At 55.7% G+C, this 21,699-nt stretch carries 12 protein-coding genes; 4 read left to right on the top strand and 8 right to left on the bottom strand.

All coding sequences use genetic code 11. The features are described 5' to 3' along the window. Positions 1-58 precede the first annotated feature (58 nt). The 5 genes from ACZ5CE_RS05960 to ACZ5CE_RS05940 all read right to left on the bottom strand — a co-directional run bounded on the left by ACZ5CE_RS05960 (position 59) and on the right by ACZ5CE_RS05940 (position 6,023). On the bottom strand, positions 59-2,014 hold the full coding sequence (locus ACZ5CE_RS05960; protein WP_464576905.1) for a TonB-dependent receptor: 1,956 nt from the start codon (positions 2,012-2,014) through the stop codon (positions 59-61). Between the two features lie 804 nt (positions 2,015-2,818). Next, positions 2,819-3,628 (bottom strand): FxDxF family PEP-CTERM protein, encoded by an 810-nt coding sequence (locus ACZ5CE_RS05955; protein ID WP_464576903.1) that lies wholly within the window; start codon positions 3,626-3,628, stop codon positions 2,819-2,821. A 564-nt stretch (positions 3,629-4,192) separates the two neighbouring features. Next, positions 4,193-4,522, bottom strand: coding sequence for a DUF1840 domain-containing protein (locus tag ACZ5CE_RS05950; RefSeq protein WP_464576902.1), 330 nt, complete (start codon positions 4,520-4,522; stop codon positions 4,193-4,195). Between the two features lie 72 nt (positions 4,523-4,594). After that, positions 4,595-5,647: an SGNH/GDSL hydrolase family protein gene (locus ACZ5CE_RS05945; RefSeq protein ID WP_464576900.1), complete on the bottom strand. Its 1,053-nt coding sequence runs from the start codon at positions 5,645-5,647 to the stop codon at positions 4,595-4,597. 58 nt (positions 5,648-5,705) lie between these two features. Further along, on the bottom strand, positions 5,706-6,023 hold the full coding sequence (locus ACZ5CE_RS05940; protein ID WP_464576899.1) for an ElaB/YgaM/YqjD family protein: 318 nt from the start codon (positions 6,021-6,023) through the stop codon (positions 5,706-5,708). A gap of 314 nt (positions 6,024-6,337) precedes the next feature. Between ACZ5CE_RS05940 and ACZ5CE_RS05935 the strand changes: the two genes are divergently transcribed. Next, entirely contained in the window at positions 6,338-6,895 is a 558-nt protein-coding gene (locus ACZ5CE_RS05935; RefSeq protein WP_464576897.1) for a cyclic nucleotide-binding domain-containing protein, read from the top strand. 50 nt (positions 6,896-6,945) lie between these two features. On the opposite strand, the gene ACZ5CE_RS05930 is transcribed toward ACZ5CE_RS05935, so the two are convergent. Continuing rightward, complete coding sequence (locus tag ACZ5CE_RS05930) at positions 6,946-15,735, bottom strand: glycoside hydrolase family 94 protein (RefSeq protein ID WP_464576896.1); 8,790 nt, start codon at positions 15,733-15,735, stop codon at positions 6,946-6,948. A 40-nt stretch (positions 15,736-15,775) separates the two neighbouring features. Continuing rightward, positions 15,776-15,955 carry a hypothetical protein gene (locus ACZ5CE_RS05925; RefSeq protein WP_464576894.1) on the bottom strand — a complete coding sequence of 60 codons (180 nt, stop codon included), beginning with the start codon at positions 15,953-15,955 and terminating at the stop codon, positions 15,776-15,778. A gap of 271 nt (positions 15,956-16,226) precedes the next feature. Between ACZ5CE_RS05925 and ACZ5CE_RS05920 the strand changes: the two genes are divergently transcribed. The 3 genes from ACZ5CE_RS05920 to ACZ5CE_RS05910 all read left to right on the top strand — a co-directional run bounded on the left by ACZ5CE_RS05920 (position 16,227) and on the right by ACZ5CE_RS05910 (position 19,966). Further along, positions 16,227-16,952 (top strand): Crp/Fnr family transcriptional regulator, encoded by a 726-nt coding sequence (locus ACZ5CE_RS05920; RefSeq protein WP_464576892.1) that lies wholly within the window; start codon positions 16,227-16,229, stop codon positions 16,950-16,952. A 278-nt stretch (positions 16,953-17,230) separates the two neighbouring features. Beyond that, the gene (locus ACZ5CE_RS05915; RefSeq protein WP_464576890.1) at positions 17,231-19,264 is read left to right on the top strand and encodes an AsmA family protein; all 2,034 of its coding nucleotides are present in this window, start codon (positions 17,231-17,233) and stop codon (positions 19,262-19,264) included. Between the two features lie 189 nt (positions 19,265-19,453). Next, complete coding sequence (locus ACZ5CE_RS05910) at positions 19,454-19,966, top strand: SRPBCC family protein (RefSeq protein ID WP_464576888.1); 513 nt, start codon at positions 19,454-19,456, stop codon at positions 19,964-19,966. 259 nt (positions 19,967-20,225) lie between these two features. Here the strand turns inward: ACZ5CE_RS05910 and ACZ5CE_RS05905 are convergent. Continuing rightward, positions 20,226-21,406, bottom strand: a protein-coding gene (locus tag ACZ5CE_RS05905) for an IS3 family transposase (protein ID WP_464574838.1) whose coding sequence is annotated in 2 segments (ribosomal slippage) — positions 20,226-21,154 and positions 21,154-21,406 — 1,182 coding nt in all. Because the reading frame shifts where the segments join, the coding sequence is not laid out codon by codon here. Positions 21,407-21,699 lie beyond the last annotated feature (293 nt).

Raw genomic sequence — 21,699 nt, 5'->3', positions numbered from 1 at the left:
GAGCCGGCAAATAGATGGTGAATCCTTGTTCTGGATGCTGCGGTTTTGGGGCCTGCTGCTAGAAGCTTGCGGATACGCCGATCTGACCCCAGCGTCCCGGCATCGGATATCCCGGGCGATAGGCATAGTTGACGTCCAGCAGATTTTCCATGGCCACGAAAATTTCTCCTCTCTTTCCCAGCATCGGCAACCTGTAGGAAACGCGGGCATTCATGATCGCAAATGAATGCACGCTCTCGCTGTTGACTGCTCCTGCAGCGCGCGGGCGATTAAGCGCCAGCACGCTCGACTGATATTGGGTATCGACCGTGAGGCGGATAGGGCCTATCTGCCCGTTTATACCCGCCGTGACCGCCCGCCTGGGGGTATAAGGCAAAATGTCGATACTGGGATCGAGCAGGGTCAGGCCGCCGAATACCGTCCAGTTCGGCGTAATATTCTGCCGGATGGCAATTTCGGTACCGCGCATCACATAGGTGCCCAGATTGAGGAACTGAGGGGGCGGAGGAACATTCGGGGGGAAGCCGAAGATATAACGATTCTTCACCTGATCGATAAACACGCTGATGTCGATTTGCGTGGCATCGAAGGGAGTCAGTTTCACGCCGACTTCCGCATGGTTGAGTTCTTCCGCCGAAAGCTGTTTCCAGCTTTGCCCGAGAGGAGGAATCAGGAATGCGAGAAGCGGCGTTTCCAGCCCCGGATAGTTGATGCCACGGGAGACATTGGCGAATAGCGTGGCCCTCGCGGAGACCAGGGACAAGCCTGCATGGGGCGAGGTTTTGGTCTGGAACTGGCTGTGGTCATAGGCGCGAATCCCGATAGCCGGCACCACCGCCCAATTCTCGTTGATTTCGATTCTCTGGCTTAATGCGAAATAGGGCGATGTGACGCGGAAGGTCGGCGCGCTGAAACGGGACTGTGGCGCTCCGATGGGGATGGAACGCACGTCGCCGGTGATCCAGTCGCTGTCCAGTCCGGCAGTGATGCTTCCGCCCGACCAGAGAGAAAACTGCTCCTTCCAGCGCAGCCCCGTCATCTCGAAATTGGTGAGCGAGGTCCCCTGCACCGGATCGTTGAGCCAGTTGCCCTCCCCCCTGCTGTGATAAACGCGAAGGTCGCCACGCCATGCGCCATGGTTGTGCGATAGAAAAACAGTCACCATCCCTGCGCTGGTATTGTATTGCGGCGCCACCGCGGGGCGGGGCAGGCGGACATCCCCCGGATCGCGAGCCTGATTGTCGACGTACAGGAAGCTCGTTCCAATCGACCAGTTGGAATTCAGCCGCATGCCGATGCGCCCCATTACGTTATTCAGCTCGCCGCTTGCGTTCGGCCGCTGACCATCCGACTGGGCGTGTCCTTGCGCAAGCATAAAATCCACGTCGCCCTTGCGGCCGACCATGTCCACCTGCTCGATGAATGTGTTGAAATAACCTCCGGAAACCCTTCCTCCCACCTGTATGCCTTCTTCGGTTGCGCGCTTGGTTTCGAGATTGATCGAGGCGAAGTTGTTGCCATTGATCTGCGGCTGAGGGCTTTTGTAGACGGTGATGGATTGCATGCCGTTGACCGGCAGCAAATCGAGCAAGGGATGGTTCCACACTCCCATATAAAACGGTATGCCGTCGATATAGGTCTTGATCTCGCTGCCCGGGCGGCTGACCCCCATGCCGCGAATGAAGACGGCGCCGCCCTGATCGCCCCCAAATGCGCCAACCGGGTTGTAGCGCGATATCTGCACACCGGGAGTCCGCCGCAAAGCCGTGGCGAGGTCGAACGCATTCTGGTCGCGTAGCTGGTTTTCCGTAACCACCGCGGATGTGCTGGAAAATGGATCGACGCGGACACTGTCTATGATTGGATTGGACATGACGACAACCGGAGACAGCGTCACAGCCGGTGATTGTGTTTTATTCGGAGAAGGTGCTGTGCTCTGTCCCATTGCAAATTCTGAAATACCTGCCGTTGCGGTCGCCGCTATCACGGCCACCAGAATTTTTCTTATTCTCATTTTTATTTACATCCGGATTACCTGCATCGACGCAAACAGAAGCAGCCGAGGCGGCAACGCCATATATTTTTATAGGAAAGGGCTTATAACAAAATCAGCTAACATTATGAAAAACGTCTAAATGGAAGCGATGTGAAATGTAAGGCAAAAGGATAAAATTAGGAATGTGGCATATTGTCGCATGTGGCAAATTGTCGCATGCCGTTAGCGTCATGCCACTTACGACAATAGACTATGCAAATTGAATTTTAAGAAAGAAGGAGAAGACGCGCTTCATATTTTCAAGCTGCATTTCCCGAAACTGGATTAGGGCCTGTTAACCCCTTTTTCGCGCTCGTGTTGCTGCGCGGCTCGGGCCTCGTTCCGGCCGAAATCCGCTGCTATCGTGGGTCCTGGGCGCGAAACAAGTGCTAGCAAGCCCTAAGGAAGCCCTGAACAAGCCCTCACGGAGCGCGTTGCTGATAAAATCGGGATGATCATAAGGCGTGCGATGAAGGTCGTAGCTTGGACTACGATACCAAGGAGCACAACGCCATGGCTCCCCAGAGCGTGGCACGAGGGGCCCCGCGAAGCGAGGGCAAAGCTGCCGTCGCGCCCGCGGAGACTTGTTCAGGGCTTCCCTAATGTCTTCTCCTCAGATGCGGGCTATGCAGGCAGGCAAAATCTCTTCCCATGCGTGCGAGATTCCCGGCCCTAAGGGGTTGTCCGCCAAACCGTTTTTCCGGTTGGGCGGGTTACTTGCCTTGCCTGTTCAGGTTCTGCTGGACAATACTTTGTAAGAAACAACGATATAGTTCGTGTTTCTTAGATGCTATCAGGCTTATTACGCCGGCGAACGATGGCACCCATCAAGCCCAAGCCTGCAAGTAGCATGGCGTATGTTTCAGGCTCCGGCACCACTGCCACAGTACCCGATATGCCATATTGAAGCTGCGGCAGAACATTCTGATTGGCATAATCCGTTCCGCCCACAAATATCGAGTAATCGCCCGCCGCCAGATGAAAAGTTTTCGAAACCATGTGGTCGGCTACACCGTCAGGACCGGCGATGAGGCCAGTACCGTAGTTTATGCCAGAGCCGTCATAGGCGGAGCCAATATAAGTAAATACGCTTGGCGGATCATTATTATCGTTGGTGATGCTCCAGTTGTTCTGTGCCCGAAATGAACCTTCTGTCATGCCAACACCGCCCACCGCATCCCGGATCACAATAGAACCGGGAGCGAAATCATGATCCAGTATGGCCGGAGGCCGATGAGCAAGTCCCTCATAGAGCGAAAAACCGGGATTGATCCCTCCTTGCACGGCTACGGGATTGGGCACGGCGGCCGTGGGGGCAGGCGTAAAAACCTGAGCCCGGAATGTAATATTTACATCGGCGGTATCAGTTAGGTGAAAATCGTAAGGCCGCACCTTGTGGCTGTCGCCCCAATCGGCATCCGTTCCGTCGATCCAGCCGAAATTGCCGGTGGCGGAATTATACGAAATGGTGTTGGTCTGCCCGATCGTTCCATCGAAAGTGCCAAAGTCGCGACCGCTGTAACTGATGTGCGCCATGGCTGGCAACGAAGTCATGCCAGCAATGAGCAGCGTATATTTGAATATTTTTTTCATGACTGATCCTTTTAATATTCCATTAAAGAAAAACGAATAACAATATATGCGTAAAGCATGTAGCGCTACGTCACGCACTTGGAGTATTTATCAGCCATGCAAACAGGTCAATGCGGTAAATTGTCGCGTGCGGCAAAATGCCGCACTGCAAAAATTACCGATCCGGGAATATGAGACGGAGATTTCCACAGCCATTTTTACAATTTTGTCATACAACAACAAGAGAACATCAGCATATTTCTCCGTTTAATGACGCGAGTATAATTATTCTGAATTCAACCGCATGCGCGGCAGACTCTGTTCGTCTCTGGAAACTTGGGAATGGCTTGGCGGGGCAAGAGTGCGCCCATGCTGGGCGCACATAAAAAATCCGGCAGCGATGAGCTCGCTGCCGGACGGGGTGTCTCCCACCGAGGGCACAATGGCGACACCGGTTACATTATGCGCTCAGTGATAAAAAATTCTGTTCGTTAACACACATTCAAAAATGGTCCGGAACAGTCATGACAATATCAAGCAGAAGCATGGCTGGGCGGGGCCGGCGGATTCATCCGGGATCAGCGCTTACATCTCTTCCCACATGACATCACGGTGCCTGCTCTTCGCCGCGGTGAGAAGCTCGATCAAAGGCAGCGCGCGGTGGCTTAGGCTCACATGCTCTTCCGGGCCCTCCCCTTGCTCCCCCTGCCTGTCGTTGCTCACGCCTGTATTTGTATTCTCCGCGGAGCTTTCCTTGACGCCGCGCTGCAGACGATCCAGCGCGGCAGGAACGTCGTGCGCGAGTATCGCACCGGGCACTGTCCCGCTATGACCCATTATTTTAAGCAGCCGCGTAGCAATATCGCCGAACATGGTGATGTCGGCATACGCATCGCTCTTGAACTTGATCAGCATACTGCTTGCGCTCTGTTGGCGAAACTCATTTTTTTTGCTGGCTTGCCATATCCGCGCGATACGATAGGTAATCTAAGCGCGAACCGGATTTGAAAGAGACAATCCGCCTGCATGCAGGCGAACCTTTCCCACTTGCCGCTTTCTCGCGCTTGCGAGGCCGAGAATGAACAAGCCCGCAACAAGCATGGTAAAAATTTCAGGTTCCGGCACAGCGGTGGCAAAAGCGGCTGCGAGCAACAGGTCTGCCTGAGTGGTGGGATGAAAATCGTCCCAGAAAAGATGCTGCCCCGCATCGCTGCACGGTATAAGACCACCAAAGCCACCCAGGCAGGAATGTGTGACATCTGTCAGGCCGTGGCCTGCCGGGTCCTGGATAACGCTGTTCACGAAAGAAAAGGTATCGAAGCGGAAAATATCAGCCGATGGAAATTGCCCATCGAGATTATTCAGTTGCGCATCGAGCATGGAGTTGAAAGTAAGGGAAAAATCCCGCGCAGCAGCCTGGAAGGCAGGTCCGTTATCTATGGATGATGGCGTCGCTCCCAGATCAGGAAGGTTGGGCACAAAAAAATGCCGCGCCCCCGCCGCCGCCAGTTCGCCCACAAAGCCTGCTATATTCTGGGCTGCCACGGTCGGGGAATCCGTGGTAAGGAAATCGTTTGCGCCTCCCCACACCATATACAACGCATTTGGATCAGCCTGCGCGCCATTTAGGTTGCCAAGGTAGCCACTCACTTCGTCGCGCATGCCCGGCAGGCCGAAAATACCGGTCGAAGTGGCGTGCCCGCCATCTCCGTAGTTGCCAATACCGCTGGTGGCGCCGGCAATCGCGTAGCTGCGAAAATTGTCAGTCGTCACCTTTCCATCCCCGAAAAGGGCTACCGCCAGCCTTTCCGATGCGACTGGCCCATTCGAGATGCGTCCGCCGTCATAGGGTGGGCAGGGATGCGCGGGATCGCATATTCCTCCCAGCGTCTTGTTGAGGCTACGCACGGCGAAAGGGCTGTCGCCAACATCGGAAAGGCTGTCGCCAAAGGTGTACAAAGCGCTGAAAGAAGCGGCCCAGGCATTGCCTCCCATTATCATCAACGCAGACAGCCCGGCAATAAACATGCGTATTTTCATATCGACTCCTGCTACCCGGTTTTAACAAGAAGTACTGCCACTGCCTTGGCCGCAGCGCTTAATCCCGGTCTCTGAGCAGCAATCCGATGATCAAGCCGATACCTACCGCAACGGCTACGGTACGCCACGCATTTTCATGGACATATTGGTCGGTTACTCTTGCCGCCACCCTGGATTTATCGACCACCGTTCCTTCGAAGTCCTGCAGGTATTCCTTGGCAAGCTTGAGATTCCGGTCGAGCTTATCACGCAGCACGACGGCTTTTCTCTCACTGTCGCCACTGACCGACTTCATCAGTTCCTCGGTATCGGCAATAACGGAATGAAAATCCTCGATAAGCTTGTCCCTGCTCCGCTTGGCGGCAGATCTATCCATGATTCCCTCCAGGTGAATTCATTTCCTCGTCTCAAGATACTTGTCCGGCCCGTCACTCCGCCGGAAAGCGGCGCCAGACTTTCGCCAGACCATCCTCTTCCAGCCATGTTCAGGAAACTTCTAAGCAAGCTTTGCGATGATAGAAGGATGCATAATGATCATCGACCATGAAGCTTGCCGAAAGTCTTTCCATTTTATAGTAGAGCAACCTCGTTTTTTCTGTCTGTCACCGCACATACCGGTATCTTCTCGCATGCTAAGGTGACTCGACATACGCTACCGCCGTACTGATGGCAGCATACACGATTATCAGCATGATTAAAAACCTTTCGCCCCTCGCAACAGACGAGATGGCGGAATCAGCGAGGACCCCGATGTCATCTCTTCATACTCCCAAACAGAATCTTTTTCTTGCCATGCTTCCCGAAAATGCTTATGAAAGGATGAAATCCTGCCTCGAACCGGTATGCCTTCCACAGGGATGGGTCGTTTATGAAAATGGGGGCGAACTGGATCTGGTGTATTTCCCCACCACCAGCGTCATTTCCCTGCTGGCGCATACTCCCGGCGGGGAACCGGTAAAAGTAACGCTTATCGGCAATGAAGGGGTATTCGGAATTTCGATGCTTCCGGGACAAAAGAAAACTCTTGACCGCGCAGTGGTGCAAAGTGCGGGCTACGGCTATCGGCTCAAGGCTTCGCACCTGAGAAAAGAATTCGAACTGGGCGGACCCCTTCGCTATCTCCTTCAACGCTATACGCAAAACCTCAACGCCAGAATCGCGCAAAGCCTTTCTGCCATCGACTCGGCAAGGACCATCAACCCCGTCCGAATGGATCCTGTTCCTTCTCTTCCGGACGTCGCGATTTAATCGTTCCCCCGCCCGCGGGGCTCCTCGGGCGGCGTTCGGCAGGAAGTCGTTCAGGGCTTCCCAGGGAGCGGAGCATCGGCGAGGGCCGGCAGAGGATGAACCCGGACTTCGACATGATGATCCACGCGATCATCGACAAGCGTAATCGCCGGAGCGATCTGCTTCACGCCATCGATGATTACTCCGGCATCTCCGGTTATGCCGGTATCCCGCTTCTCATCGGGTTTCCCGCCGGTTTCCTGCACGACCCGGATACGATAAGTCGTTTCGCCATAGCGATAATGGATCCTGTATTCCTTCCAGTCCGCCGGAAGGCAGGGTTTGAATTTCAGTGTCCCTTCCTCCAGCGTGAGTCCCAGCAACGTCTCCAGCATAAGCCGATACATCCATCCCGCGGAACCGGTATACCACGACCATCCGCCGCGCCCGGTGTGCGGAGAAACGGCGTAAACATCGGCTGACGCCACATAAGGCTCATTCTTGTAGATAGCCGTCTTTTCCGGCGTCCGGGTATGATTGACCGGATTGATCATCGAGAGCAGTTCCCACGCGCGCTTGCTGTCGCCCCTCACGGCGAAAGCCATCGTTGTCCATATCGCAGCATGGGTGTATTGCCCGCCGTTCTCGCGCACCCCGGGAACATACCCCTTTATATATCCCGGATCCAGAGCCGACTGATCGAACGGCGGATCCAGAAGCTGAATCAAACCCGCTTGCCTGCGAACAAGATAGTGATCAACCGCATCCATTCCCTGGCGTTGCCGTTCGGGAGCGCCAACCCCGCTTAGCACCGACCAGCTCTGTGTGATTGAATCGATGCGGCATTCAGGGTTGACGGAAGATCCGAGCGGAGAACCATCGTCGAAGTAAGCGCGAAGGTACCATTGCCCATCCCAGCCATGCTCTTCTATATTTTTTGCCAGGCTATCCGCCTCTGTTTCGCAACGTTTTGCGAAAGCCATATCGTTGCGGCGCCTGGCCACGCTGGAAAACTGAACCAGAACTTCATGCAGGAAAAAGGCCAGCCAGACACTTTCCCCGCGCCCATGAAAACCCACCAGGTTCATCCCATCATTCCAGTCGCCGCTGCCCATCAGCGGGAGGCCGTGCTCGCCGAATCTCAAGCCGTGCACGACCGCACGGACGCAATGGTCGTACAGGCTCGCAGCCTGTTCCGAGCGAACCGGCAAATCATAGTACGACTCCTCGTCCGCACCAACCTGGCGGCCTTCCAGAAACGGAATCACCTCATCCAGGACACTCGTGTCGCCGATCGCCTGGATATAGCGGCAGACTGCCAGAGGCAGCCATAAATAATCATCGGAACACCGGGTCCGCACGCCACGGCCTCCCGGCGGATGCCACCAGTGCTGGACATCGCCTTCAACAAACTGCCGTGCCGCCGCACGCAGCAGATGCTCGCGCACGAGCGCAGGCTCGGCATGAACGAGCGACATGACGTCCTGCAGCTGATCACGGAATCCGAAAGCACCGCCCGACTGGTAGAAACCACTTCTCCCCCACAGCCGGGATGCCATGACCTGATATACCAGCCAGCCGTTGGCCAGCACGTCGAATGCGGGATCGGGCGTTTCCACGCGCACCGCATCCAGCGTGCGCTTCCAGTAGCCATATACGCTTTCCAATACCTCATGAGCCACGGCTACGCCACGAAAGCGGCGCGCAAGCGTGATCGCGCCTTCCGCATGCATCCCGACTCCCAATCGAAAGACCGTCTCCTTCATCTGGCCATCCATCAGTTCCAGCGGGACACGAATCGCGCCGCAGGGATCGAGTCCCGGCCCAACTCTTCCCGAAAGCGATTTCATTCCCATGGCGGCGGGATTTTTCAATGTGCTATTTCTGCCGATGAATTCGGTGCGGTCGCCGGTTACGCTTCGGCCCGCCGCGTCATCCGCATCAAAAAATGCGGTCCGGCCCGGAAATTCGTGATTGTACGGATTTCGCGCCAGCAAAATGCCGCTTCCCGCGTCAATCTCCGTCACTACATGCATCCTGCTTTTCTCGGGTAAATCTCCCAGAATCCACTCGATGCACCCGGTCGCGGAAAGTTTGCGCTTGCGCCCGGATTCGTTGCGGATCCTTAGCACCGCGAATTTGACCGAGGCATCCAGCGCCACATAAATAATGAATTCGGTGTAAATACCCTCCTCGATATGCTCGAAAGCGCTGTAGCCGAATCCATGCCGCGTGACATAAGGCGTGGTTCCCCTTGCCGGCAGCGGCGTTGGCGACCAGAAATAACCACTTTCTTCATCGCGCAGATAATAAGCCTCTCCGCCAGGATCACAAACCGGATCGTCGTTCCAGGGAGTCAGGCGAAACTCATGCGCATTCTCGCCCCAGGTATATGCCTGGCCGCTTTCCGATATCACGCTGCCAAAATCCGGGTTGGCAAGAACATTTACCCAAGGCGCAGGCGTAACCTGGTCGCGGCCCGTGATGACGATATATTCCCGCGCGCTATGCGTAAATCCACCCAGGCCGTTGTTGAAGAGCAGCGGCTGGTCTGGCAGCTTCACCTGCTGGACTGGAGCGGCGCGGCTGGTCGGCGCCAGCCTCGCCGGCGCAACTGGAAGCTCCGTGGGAATACGGCGGATCAACTGTTCCGGCAGGCTGCCCTTCGAATCCAGGATGATGACGCGAGCCACTGTTTGCAAAAGAATCCGGTCCTCGAATGCGATCTGCTCAGCCCGCCGGATGAAAATTCCTCCGGGGCGATCGAGCAGATGACCCTCTGCGCTTCCTGCGATCAGGCCCATTATGTGGTCATGCAGGAGTTGGCGATAGCTCGAATGATCCTCGTTCCAGATCACCAGGTCGACAGCGAGCCCCTTGACGCGCCAATAGGCATGGGCCTGCACCAGTTGCCGCACCAGGCCGATATTCCCGGCGTCGCTGATCTGCAGCAGCACGATGGGCAGATCACCGGAGATCGCATATCCCCATAGGCCGGATTGGCCCCTCTGGTTCTTGCTCAGTATTGCCTCATCGGCTCTCAGATAGGCATTGGCATACAAGACGGATCCTGCGAGCCGCCCAAATAGCTGGGCATCCGTCTCGGTTGCGTTGAGCTGGCGCAACACCACCAGACTGTGGGTCCACGCAAGATCGAAAACACGGTTGGTCAGATGCTGGTCCTGGTATTTATCGACCAGGTTCATGGCCGCATGGCGGGAGTCCCCCGCTCCCGTTACGATATCGATGACGGCGGACTCCCCCGGTTCTATGGTTACCTGCTGGCGTATCGCCACGATAGGATCCAGCACCGAGCCGGAACTGCCGGAAAGCGGTCCTGGCGTCGTTGTCAGGGCAAGCGGGGCGGATAAATCGTTTCCCCGTCCTATGAATGCCATGCGGTCTGTCTCATACGAAACAGATTCGGCAATATTTCCATGGACCCACATCAGGTGAAACATCCAGGGCACGGGATCGTTCTGCGAACGAGGCCGGCGGTTGCACAGTATCGCATGCCGGTCCGGCAGGATTTCCGTCTGCACGAACAGGTTTCCGAATGCCGGCGCCTGGGCATCAGCCGCCGCTGTCGCCAGCACCACCTCGGCATAAGATGTTATCTCGATTGTGCGGCGCGTCCAGGCACGATTGGTGATATGCAGCCGGCGCAATTCGATATCGTCTTCGGGCGATACGGTAATTTCCGTATGCGTATCGAGATCGAGATCGCGCCGGCGAAATTCGACCCGCCCTTCCGAAAATATCACGCCATAGCGCTTCGCTTCCTTGAGCGTTGGCTGGTAAGTATTGGACCAGAATTCTCCGCTGGCGGTATCTCGCAGATAGCAGAAATTTCCGCGGTTGTCGCAGGTGGCATCCTCCCGCCATCTTGTTACTGCGAGGTTCTTCCAGCGGCTGCTTCCCGCGCCGCTATTCGTCACCATGACATGGTACCTGCCGTTGGATAACAGCTGGACTTCCGGAATCGGTGTATTAGCCGTGGAAAGCATGCGCATGGGCATGTCCGGAAGCTCTTTTGGCATGCGGATATCCGGCAGCTCCGTGGTATGCGTTAGGATGATCGAAGGCTTGGGAATCCGTTCCTGCAGCAGCAGCATGGTCGCCTGGAATGAAGGATCGGACCCAAACCGGCGCTGCATCGGACGATCGAGCAGCAGATAGGCCAGAGACAACAGGCTCATACCCTGATGGTGCGCCATGAATGAGCGCACTATGGCGCGGGTTTCTCCCCGGCGCAGGCGCGCCGGCGTATAGTCCACGGCCTCGTAGAATCCGAATTTGCCCGATATTTTTTCCGCTGCAAGCCTCTGGAGGTTGGCGCACGCAGCCTCCGGCGCAACCATCAATCCCAGCACGGAAGCATAAGGAGCGATAACCATATCTTCGCCCAGGCCACGCTTCAATCCCAGGCCAGGAACGCCGAAAGCCCGGTATTGATAATTGAAATGGATATCCACGGCGTTATAGCCGGATTCGGATATGCCCCATGGCACGCCCCGTTCCCTGCCGTACTCGATCTGGCGGTTGACTGCGGCCTTGTAGGTCTGGTCGAGAAGCGTGTTGTCGAAAGTGGGCATCACCAGCAAGGGCATGAGATACTCGAACATCGATCCGCTCCACGATATGAGAGCAGTCTCGTGTCCCACACTGGTCAGCATCCGCCCCAACGCGAACCAGCTTTCCTGCGCGAGCTGGCCCTGGGCTATCGCCACAAAATTGCACAACCGCGCTTCCGATGCGAGCAGGTCGTAATAACTGGAGTCCAGCCGCCGCTGGCCGACGTTATAGCCGATGGAGAGTTGGCGTTGCGCGGGGTTGAAGAGGAACCCATATTCCATTTGCGCCATCTCCCCGGCCTGTTGCGCGAGTTGTTCGAGCAGGGCCAGCCGGCTTTCCGCCCCGTTGCTGCCTCGGCTGGCTAGCTGGCGCAAGCTGGCGGTTTCCATGGCAGGCCCCGGCATATCGGTATTGCCGTTTCCATATGAGGAAAGAGACTGCGGAGCGAGGCTGACCAATTCGTCGAGATTCCTTTTGCATTGCGTAGCCAGCGCCTGCGCCCATTCACCCGCTTCACCCGCAGATGCGTGGTTCGCGCCGCCAAGTTCCTGCACCAGTTCCTCCGCGCAAGCCGTCAGCCGGTCCAGATTGACTCTCGCCTCGGCCAGGCTGATCCGCTGGCGTTGCGCTGTCACCCCGATGAGCATTTGCTCGAATTGAGCCAGGGGACGGGAAGCCGAACCCGCGACGGTGGCGTGAAGAATCTGGAGCGTATCGTTCAACCCCAGAAATACACGCTCCATGGCAATTGGCGCATCCGCAATTTCCATCAGGCTGGCACGCAACGTCAGCAGGTGAGCGGCAAGATTCCCGCTATCCACCGTTGAGATATAGCGGGTCAGGGGCGCTTTGGTCTGGGTATCGTACCAGTTGTAAAAATGCCCCAGGTACCTTTCCAGCGTTTCCATCGACTGCAGCGTATTCGATGTCCGTTCGAGGAACTGGCTTATCCCGATAAATCCAAAATCGTAGGCGGCGACATTGGCCAGCAGCGAGAGGCCCATGTTGGTCGGCGATGTCCGGTGAGCGACGGTGGGAACGGGATGCTCCTGGAAATTGTCCGGCGGCAACCAGTTGTCCTCAGACGTGACGAAAGTCTCGAAGAACAGCCAAGTCCGCCGTGCGACTCGCCGCAGGAAATTTATTTGCCCCGCAGCCAGCTCCGCCCGGCGGGGCGGCGGCGTGCGGCTCATCCACCAGGCAATGGCAGGCGATGCCGCCCATAGCAACAGGATCGGCGCGGCAAAGATCAATATGACCGGGTCCGAAAGTGCGATGCCGAGTGCTACCGCGGCCGCCACGGCGGGCGCAATCCACATGGTGCGGAAGGATCCGCCAATGCCGACAGGTTTTTGCCCTGCTGCCGGGCCTTGCTCTATTTCGGCATCATGTGAGGGACTCCATTCGAGAAGCCGCCGATGAGTGATGAAAAGACGGAAATGCGTCCGGATGATTGCGTCAAGACTGTAATAGGCTTCGTAAGGAAGACAGGCCAGATTGAACAATATCTGGCCCGAATGCTTGCTGGCTTCGCGCCCCAGGATAACGAGATGCTGGCGCCACGATATGTCGGACTGCTTGTTCAGAAAGTTGGAGACAAGTGAAATCACGGGAGGAATCGCGAATACGCCAATCACGGCCACTGTCCAGAACCAGGGATCATGCAGCCCGATCCATCCAGCCGCAAGCAGCAGCGTCAATGCCAGCGGCATCAGGCTGCGCCGGAGGTTATCCATCAATTTCCACCGGGCAAGCGGGGGGAGTGGATTGGGCTGGTAGCTTGCATCCGGTCCGGGCACGCGCCACAACAACCAGCTCGCAAGCTGCCAGTCTCCCCGGATCCAGCGATGCCGGCGTTTCACATCCGCCAGGTAGCGTGTCGGAAATTCCTCGTACAATTGCACGTCGCTCAGGAGGCCAGCCCTGGCGTAACACCCCTCCAGGAGGTCGTGGCTCAAGACCCGGTTTTCGGGGAAGCGGCGGCAAAGGGCGTGCTCGAACGCATCGACATCGTAAATGCCTTTACCGACGAATGATCCCTGGTGGAACAGATCCTGATAGACGTCCGAAACAATTCGCGTATAGGGATCGATCCCCGCTTCCCCTCCGAAAAGCCAGGCATACCGCGATTCGTTGGTACTTGAGAGACTTGTCGCAACCCGCGGCTGCAGGATGCCGTAACCTTTCTTCACCATCCTGTTATTTTTCGCCCCGCCGGCTTCCTCGAGGCGAGGACGATTCAGCGGATGAGCCATGGTGCCCACGAACTGATGGGCTGATTCCCGGGGGAGCTGCGTATCGGTATCGAGCGTGATGACGTATTTGATCTCCGGCAATATGGAAGTATTGCCGACGATCAGCGAAAAGGCATCCATTGCCCCTCCGCGCAATAGCGCATTCAACTCAGCAAGTTTTCCGCGCTTTCGCTCATATCCCATCCACAGCCGCTCTTGCGGATTCCAGCGGCGCGGACGATGAAATAAAAAGAAGGGGCCATGCTTCCTGTCCTGTGGATTTGCCGCTGTATTCGCTGGCATATTCCCGATTTCGGCGTCTGCGGCTGCAGTCGCATATTTCCTGTTCAGTTCTTCGATTCCCCTGCGGGTAACCTGCAGCAAGGGTCCGTCCTGCGGGAGATTTTCCTCATCCGCATCCTGGAAATCGGTCAGCAAGCCAAAGCTGAGATTGTCATCCGGATTTGCCAGAAACCTGACTTCGAGCGCTTCCACGAGATCAACAACGTTTGATTCCCGCGTAAGCATTGTTGGAACCACTACGAGAGTGCGAAACGTTGAGGGTATCCCCTTCGAAAAATCGATGCGTGGAAGCGAATGCGGCTTGACCAGCAGCTGAGTCATCCAGTTGACCAGCAACAGCGACAACTGGCTCATGGCGAACAATGACAGAACGCCGATCCCGGCCAGAAACCAGGTGCCTGCTCCCTCCGCGCGGGCTGCTGCAACCAGGCTTCCGGTCAAACCGAGCGTGATTGCCGCTATGCTGCCAAGATAATAAAGAAGTGGTGAGCGATGCAGCGCCTTCGAGATTCTTTCGTGAACGGGCAGGCGCACCTGCGCCGCGCTCTCGAGTTCCGGCAACCCTTCATCGATGAGATAGAAGCCAACATGCGCGCTGACACCTCCTTCTGTTTTTCTCCCGGCCTCGGTTGCCAGCCGAAGCGCGTTTCGGGCAATTTCCACCTCGGATACAGGACTGGTCCTCGCCAGACGTTCCACCACATGGCGGTAGCGGTCGCGGGTGCCGAAATCCATGCGGCTGTAGGCCCCGGCGGGGTCTTCGCGGAGTACGCGTTCGACAATGCTCGTGCTTTCCACGAAATCCCGCCAGTCGATGGCGCCCAGCACGCGCAAGCTGCCGATGCTGTTGGAGATGGAAACCTGATCCGCCGCCTGCTGTTGATTTTCGGACTGCACCATCTGATCGATGGTCTGATTCGATTCCGCCAGCCGCTGCTCGATCCAGGTCAATGGCAGCGCCAGCGAAGGCCCCTGGCCTTGCAAGCGCCGCGTCAGCTCGGATACGAAGGGAGTTGACATCGGCGGGTCGGACCGCGCCATGTCCGCAATGACGAGAACCAGGCTCTTGGGATCCTTTTCGGCGATGCGAGTGATTTCAGTTGCCCAGGCGCTAGCGATATCGCGGTCGGCATGCCCGGACGAAACATACACTGCCGCGCGGCGAAGATTCTCGATCAGGGCCAGCCTCAGCATGATGGGAATCGCCCATAATTCGCCCAACTGCAGGTTGCTCACGCCCTGATACGCGGCCACAAAGCGCCTGAGGCTTTCCGTATCCACCCTGCCATCTCCATGCGCAATCGCCTGCAAGGCGATATCATAGACACGTGGAAGATTGGGGGAAGAACCATGCGCAAGAATGGGCAGTTCGCGGCTATAGTTCTTGGGAAGATGGCGCTTGGCAATGCGGATCTGCTCTTCGATCAGATAGAAATTGTCGAAAAGCCATTCTCCGGCCGGAGTGAGCGGGCGACCGGCGGAAACCGCCTCGGCCAGCACGCCACATACGCTGAACAGGATATTCTCGTTTTCATCGAGGCGCGCCAGAAGCTGGTCCGTGCCGCGGCGTGCTGCCAACTCATGCGAAGCCGCCAGAATGCCGCCGTACAACTCCATCTGGTCGGCACTGAAGAGTTCCGAACGGAGGGGGAATTCTTCGCTGACGGGCGGCCGCTGCTTCCCGAACCCGCGAAACTTGCGTGCAAAAGAAAATAACCATCTTGAAACCGCTGTTTCGCTCGCTCTCAATTCAAATATTCCCTTAAGCCATGAACTTCATCCTTTGACTTCACCCGTTGCGCCATATGAGAATACTCTCGATGGCGGCTCCGGGATTTCTTGAAGTGATGGTTTGCGCGCGCAACGACATCGACTCCAGGATGCCAGCACTCGCAAACATTGAACCGGACGGCTGGGCGTAGGGAGGCGAAATCGTGGCCGGATTGCTGCCACGATCGCTCTGCAGCATAATCCAGTTTAACGAAATTGATGAAAGGAGACACCACAGTCCATCCTGGACTGATATGCATGGCTCAATAATAAAGCTCAGCTCATCCATAGTATGTACGCTAGCGCACAATAAAATACCGCAGAGCCAGGTATTGTCTTATAGTGCCATGATAGACATATAGGAAGCGCGCATACGGGAAGAAGCCGCCTGGTGAAAGAAAGCGGCTACGCCGATGTGACTCATCCGCCGTTTTTCTGGCTATGCTTCAAGCCGTCGCCCTTATTAACGGATGCTTAGTCCCCCTCCAAATCAACCTGCTCAAAATCATCTTCTTGCCGCCCTGCCGCCGGCGGAATTCGAACGTCTGCAACCCAATCTGGAATTGGTTCACCTGCCTCTCGGCGACGTGCTATGCGAATCGGGGGGACGCCTTTCCTATGTTTACTTTCCCGTTTCAGCCATCATCTCCCTGCACTATATTCTTGAAAACGGTGCATCTTCCGAGATTGCCGGAGTGGGGAATGAAGGCATGCTTGGGATATCGCTTTTCATGGGGGGAGAAACCACGCCAAGCTGGGCTACCGTTCAAACCGCGGGATACAGTTACCGGCTGAAGACAAGCATCATGCTGCAGGAATTCAATCAGACCCTCTCGGTACAGCGTCTGCTGCTTCGTTATACGCAGGCCCTGATTACCCAGATTTCGCAGACAGCCGTCTGCAACCGGCATCATACGATCGAGCAGCAACTCTGCCGATGGCTGCTTCTGACCCTGGATCGCTTAAACTCCCAGGAACTGGTCATGACACAGGAATTAATCGCCAGCATGCTCGGCGTGCGGCGGGAAGGAATAACAGAGGCCGCGGGCAGGCTGCAACAGGCTGGGCTTATCCGCTATCGCCGCGGCCATATTACAGTCCTGGACCGGTCAGGCCTGGAAAGCCGGGTCTGTGAATGCTACCAGATGGTGAAGAAGGAATTCGACCGCCTGCGCTCCGACGTATGCAGGAACTGAAAGCAATTTCCCCGTTTTCCGGGTTTCAGCCGAGGTGGCGGGGCTTATGAATGTAACATCATCCCTCCGCAAAGCCTGGGCCTGAATTCGCCCGGTGGAGCGCCGCCCCACCCGCCTCGCGTCACCCGATTGCCGCATCGCGCTGTGTGCGATGACGAACCGAACATACTCCCGGATTAACGCATTATCACCATGGCATCGCTCGTGCCATAGTACCAGCATGCGCTTTATGTAAATGACATGATGCTGTCCCTGTTCATTATCATGAAAGAGACCTGATGAATATCCGCTCCAGGACTGCCGGAAAAGCGCTGCTGATCCTCGGGGCAATCCTTGCGCTTATTGCCATATTTGCAGCATTGTTCGACTGGAATATGACAAAGCCCTATATTCAACGGCAGGTCAGCGAGAAAACCGGCCGGGATTTCATTATTGCGGGCGACCTCGACGTCCGGCTGTCGCTGAATCCGCTTATCAGCGCGCAGGGCGTGTCGCTCGCTAATGCCGAATGGGGAACGGAGCAGCCAATGCTGGCTGTCGGCAAGATCGCATTTCGGGTCAGCTTGTGGGACTTGCTGAAGGGAGATATCGTGTTGCCTGAGGTATCGGCGTCTCGACCGAAAATTATCCTGGAAAAAAGCGGGGATGGTAAAAAAAACTGGGATCTGAAAAAAGAGAAAGAAAAGGAAACGAAGTTGCCGACTATCGGCCGCCTCGTATTGGATCGCGGAGCGGTCATGTTCCGGGATCCCAGGACGGAATCCGATATAACCGTAAAGATCGTCACCAGTTCGGCTTCCGCCGATGCGCGGGAAACTCCCCTGGATATAGCTGCGGAAGGAAAATTCACGGGGCTGGAGTTCGTAGCGGAAGTGCATGGTGGCGCCGCAATGGCGCTTGCGGACGAAAATTTTCCTTATCCGGTCAAAGGAAAAGTGCAAATCGGGAACACGCATGCGGCATTCGATGGCACGATTACCGGCCTCGCCGCGATGAAAGTAATCGATCTCAATCTGGAACTGCATGGTGACAATTTGTCCGCGCTTTATCCGATCACGGGAATTGTCGTCTTTCCCTCCCCTCCCTACCGGATATCCGGAAGGCTCATGCACCGGAAGACGGAATGGGGAATGGGGAATGGGGAATGGGGAATGGGGAATGGGGAATGGGGAATGCATGGATTTTCGGGCAAGGTAGGCTCCAGCGATCTCGGCGGAGACATTGTGTTCGATACGGGTGGGAAACGCCCGATACTACGGGGGGATATCGTATCAGAGCAGCTTGACCTGAATGACCTGCAGGGCTTCGTTGCTGCGAGGCGCGGGCCACAACCACAGGATAGTCCTGCGGAGAAACAGGAAAAAAAGGCATCCGCCAAGGCCCAGAGTGGCCGCCTGCTGCCAGATCAGAAGTTTAAGGTCGATAGATTGCGGGCTATGGACGCCGACGTGAAGTTCACTGGAAAATCCATCAGAAACAAGGACCTGCCCGTCGAACATCTCTTTACCCATCTCAAAGTCGACGACGGACTGATGACGATAGATCCAGTGGATTTTGCAGTTGCTGGCGGCGACATCAAGGCCAGTGTCACCATAAATGCGCGTGACGAAATTCCTCAGGGAGCGGCAAAACTGGAGGTAAAGAGGCTTCAGCTTCCCAAACTCTTTCCCAAGCTGGAGTTGACCAAGGACAGCAAGGGCCTGATCGGCGGTGCGGCTAATGTTAAAGGCAAGGGTGAATCGGTGGGAGCGCTTCTGGCCTCGACCAATGGGCGGTTCGGGATGATCATGTCTGGCGGGGAGATCAGCGACACAGTACTCGCGGCTATAGACCTCGATGGAGCCAAGCTTATCAAGCTCCTGTTCACTGGCGATAAAAACGTGCCTGTACGGTGTGGCGTTATCGATTTCGATATCACGAACGGAATCATGAAGAATGAGACTTTCGTTTTCGATACGGCTGAGACCAATCTGCTCGGCGAAGGGCAGATAAGTCTCGTCGACGAATCGATCAAGATGAAGCTGTCTCCGGAGCCCAAGGATCCCAGCATATTGAGCTTCCGGACACCCGCGCACATAGCGGGAACGTTTAAGGACCCATTGATATACCCGGACAAAATCCTGGCCATTCGCGTGGGCGCCGCCGTTCTATTGGGCGTTTTTGGCACGCCGGCCGCGTCTCTTATTGCGCTGATCGAGACAGGACCTGGGGAGGATGCCAATTGCAGGGAACTGATGGCCTCGGTGAAATCATCACGGCCGTTAATAAAGGAAAATTCCTTTTCCAAGAAAAATTCCTCGCTAAAACGCTGAAGGCCTGTGTGCGCAAGCGAACGGAATGAAAAAACGGGCTGCAGGAAATTATCCGTCTGGATCTGGCATGCCGATCCCTCCGATTCATGAAAGGGTTTCCCAAATCCAGGATAAGCTGATTCTCGTCAACGGACTTGTTTACTGAAAATCTTCTTCGACTGCTGAACTTGATATTGTTGAGTTACACACGTGGATTGGCCAAAGGAGAATGCGGGAGCAGGAAGCATATTCGACCTACGCCCCAAAGAACCCGTGATAGCGAAGGCTAGCATATCGGTTGAATGTTCTTGCAGCGATATTTTTCGATATCTGGGGGACGGGTTCTTCGAAAACTATCCCAAATGGTCTCCAGAAGTTGTCGAACTCGAACAACTCACTGAGGGTCCGGTGAAGTTGGGGACAATAGCACGCCAGGTTCGTATCGATCGGGGACGACGCACTGAGACTAAATTCACCATCAATTCCTATGAGCGCGATAAACGCCTGGAATTTACCGGTGTGGATGACCCTTTCCGCTGCACTTATGAGCTGGAGGAAATCGAACCAGGAAAATCAGCCAAGTTGACCTTTATTTTCGAGTTGACCGAAATTCAGATATTCATGCGTCCTTTTGAAAAGCTCATCCGGGAAGTGGTCCGGGAGGGCGCCGAACGCATGGTAAAAAATTTGAAACGGCTGGCCGAAGCAGATAAAAAGCTTTGACTTGATATTCAATTCCAATTGTTATCGAGGAAAAAGTATAACTTTCGTCGTGGAAAAAGATCCCGTATTTATTCCGCAGATTCTGCTCCAAATGCTCGACAGTTCCGTGAATGACACACCTTGTTCGAACCCGGTCAGGAAGACATATCGTTTGTTTATGCCGAGAGGCAGTTCAAGTTGATAATGGGGTAATCCCAGGGGGAAATATTGGGCACAACGGTGAGGTTCCCTCGATTTTTCGTCTTCCAACAGGTGGGATTCATGCTACCCGTTGTTTCTTCTGCTGAGCAGTGAGCCAGTCATCAAGGAACTGCATCGGTGACTTGTAGCCCAAGGTCGAGTGTCGCCGTCTCCGATTGTAGAATACCTCAATGTACTCGAAGCTTGCCGCTGTCATCTCTGCTCGTGTTTCATAGCGTAGTCCATGCACACGCTCGTTCTTGAGGCTATTGAACCAGCTCTCAGTCGGGGCATTATCCCAACAATTCCCCTTGCGGCTCATCGAGCAGATCATGCCGTACTCTTTCAGCCTGTCCTGGAAGGCAAGACTGGCATACTGGCTGCCCCGATCCGAGTGGTGGATCAGCCCCGCCGCCGGTTTCCTGCGGAACCACGCCATGGTCAGCGCATCGGTCACGATGTCTGCCGTCATGCGCGGTTTCAATGACCAGCCGACCACTTCACGGTTGAACAGGTCGAGCACGATGGCCAGATACAACCAGCCTTCGTCTGTCCACAAATAGGTGATGTCGGATGTCCAGATTTGATTCGGGGCGTCCGGTGTGAAGTTGCGATCCAGCAGGTTGGGCGCCACCGGCAGAGTGTGCCTGGAATCCGTTGTAACCTTGAAACGCCGTTTGTGGCGCGCCCGGATACCATTCTCCCGCATCAACCGCTCAACCCGTTCCTTACTGGCCGGGAAACCCCGTTCCCGCAATTCCTTGACCATCCTCGGGCTGCCATAAGCACCCTTGAGTTCGGCATGGATGGACTGGATTAGCATCAGCATCCGGCTATCCGTCAGCCATTTGCGTTCCGGCTTGCCACCACGCTTCCATGCCCGGTAACCACTTTCACTGACATCCAGGACCCGGCACATCTCGTCCAGTCCATATTCCGTCCGCTGCGTATTAATCCAGGCGTACTTCACGCTACATCCCTCGCGAAGTACGCTGTCGCTTTTTTTAGGATTTCATTCTCCCGCTTGAGCCGGCCGTTCTCGGTGCGTAACCGGGATAGCTCCATCTGCTCCGGCGTGACCACCTTGCCTCCGGCACCGTTGAGCTTGCCTGCCGCTGCAGCCTTAACCCAGTTCCGCAGAGTCTGGTCGCTGACTCCCAACTCCTTGCTTATCCTGCCCGGTGTCAGCCCTTCCTTGATACGCTTGACTGCCAATTCCTTGAACTCGCCTGTGTATTCCTGCCTCGGTATCTTTATCATCTTCCTCTCCAATGTGACTTCGATTTTACATCACCCTTGGAAGACGATTTTTCGGGGGAAGCTCACGGCGACCTACAGGTGAACAACCTACTGAGAAATGACACCCAGGGAAAATACTATTCAGGCTGGAATTGTCAGGGATGCTGGGAAGGGCGGAATTCAAGAAAACCCGCGTATACTCCACATTCGGTTATTACAGCATCGTCATCGGCATGAAGCGTTAACTACGAACGTTAATGATGTGAATTACTTGGGACCTCCTTCTTTCAAATAAAAACTACAGCGCCTGACGG

This window comes from Nitrosospira sp. TNL200, from assembly GCF_055386305.1.
Note: the sequence above shows the minus strand (reverse complement) of the source record. Positions and strands in the feature narration are given on the sequence as shown.

What these genes read in the sequence shown, in the direction of transcription:
- ACZ5CE_RS05950 (WP_464576902.1), bottom strand. Translation starts at nt 4,522, where the DNA reads ATGCTGATCAAGTTCAAGAGCGATGCGTATGCCGACATCACCATGTTC.
- ACZ5CE_RS05920 (WP_464576892.1), top strand. Translation starts at nt 16,227, where the DNA reads ATGCTTAGTCCCCCTCCAAATCAACCTGCTCAAAATCATCTTCTTGCC.
- ACZ5CE_RS05955 (WP_464576903.1), bottom strand. Translation starts at nt 3,628, where the DNA reads ATGAAAAAAATATTCAAATATACGCTGCTCATTGCTGGCATGACTTCG.
- ACZ5CE_RS05940 (WP_464576899.1), bottom strand. Translation starts at nt 6,023, where the DNA reads ATGGATAGATCTGCCGCCAAGCGGAGCAGGGACAAGCTTATCGAGGAT.
- ACZ5CE_RS05935 (WP_464576897.1), top strand. Translation starts at nt 6,338, where the DNA reads ATGATTAAAAACCTTTCGCCCCTCGCAACAGACGAGATGGCGGAATCA.
- ACZ5CE_RS05915 (WP_464576890.1), top strand. Translation starts at nt 17,231, where the DNA reads ATGAATATCCGCTCCAGGACTGCCGGAAAAGCGCTGCTGATCCTCGGG.
- ACZ5CE_RS05925 (WP_464576894.1), bottom strand. Translation starts at nt 15,955, where the DNA reads ATGCTGCAGAGCGATCGTGGCAGCAATCCGGCCACGATTTCGCCTCCC.
- ACZ5CE_RS05945 (WP_464576900.1), bottom strand. Translation starts at nt 5,647, where the DNA reads ATGAAAATACGCATGTTTATTGCCGGGCTGTCTGCGTTGATGATAATG.
- ACZ5CE_RS05960 (WP_464576905.1), bottom strand. Translation starts at nt 2,014, where the DNA reads ATGAGAATAAGAAAAATTCTGGTGGCCGTGATAGCGGCGACCGCAACG.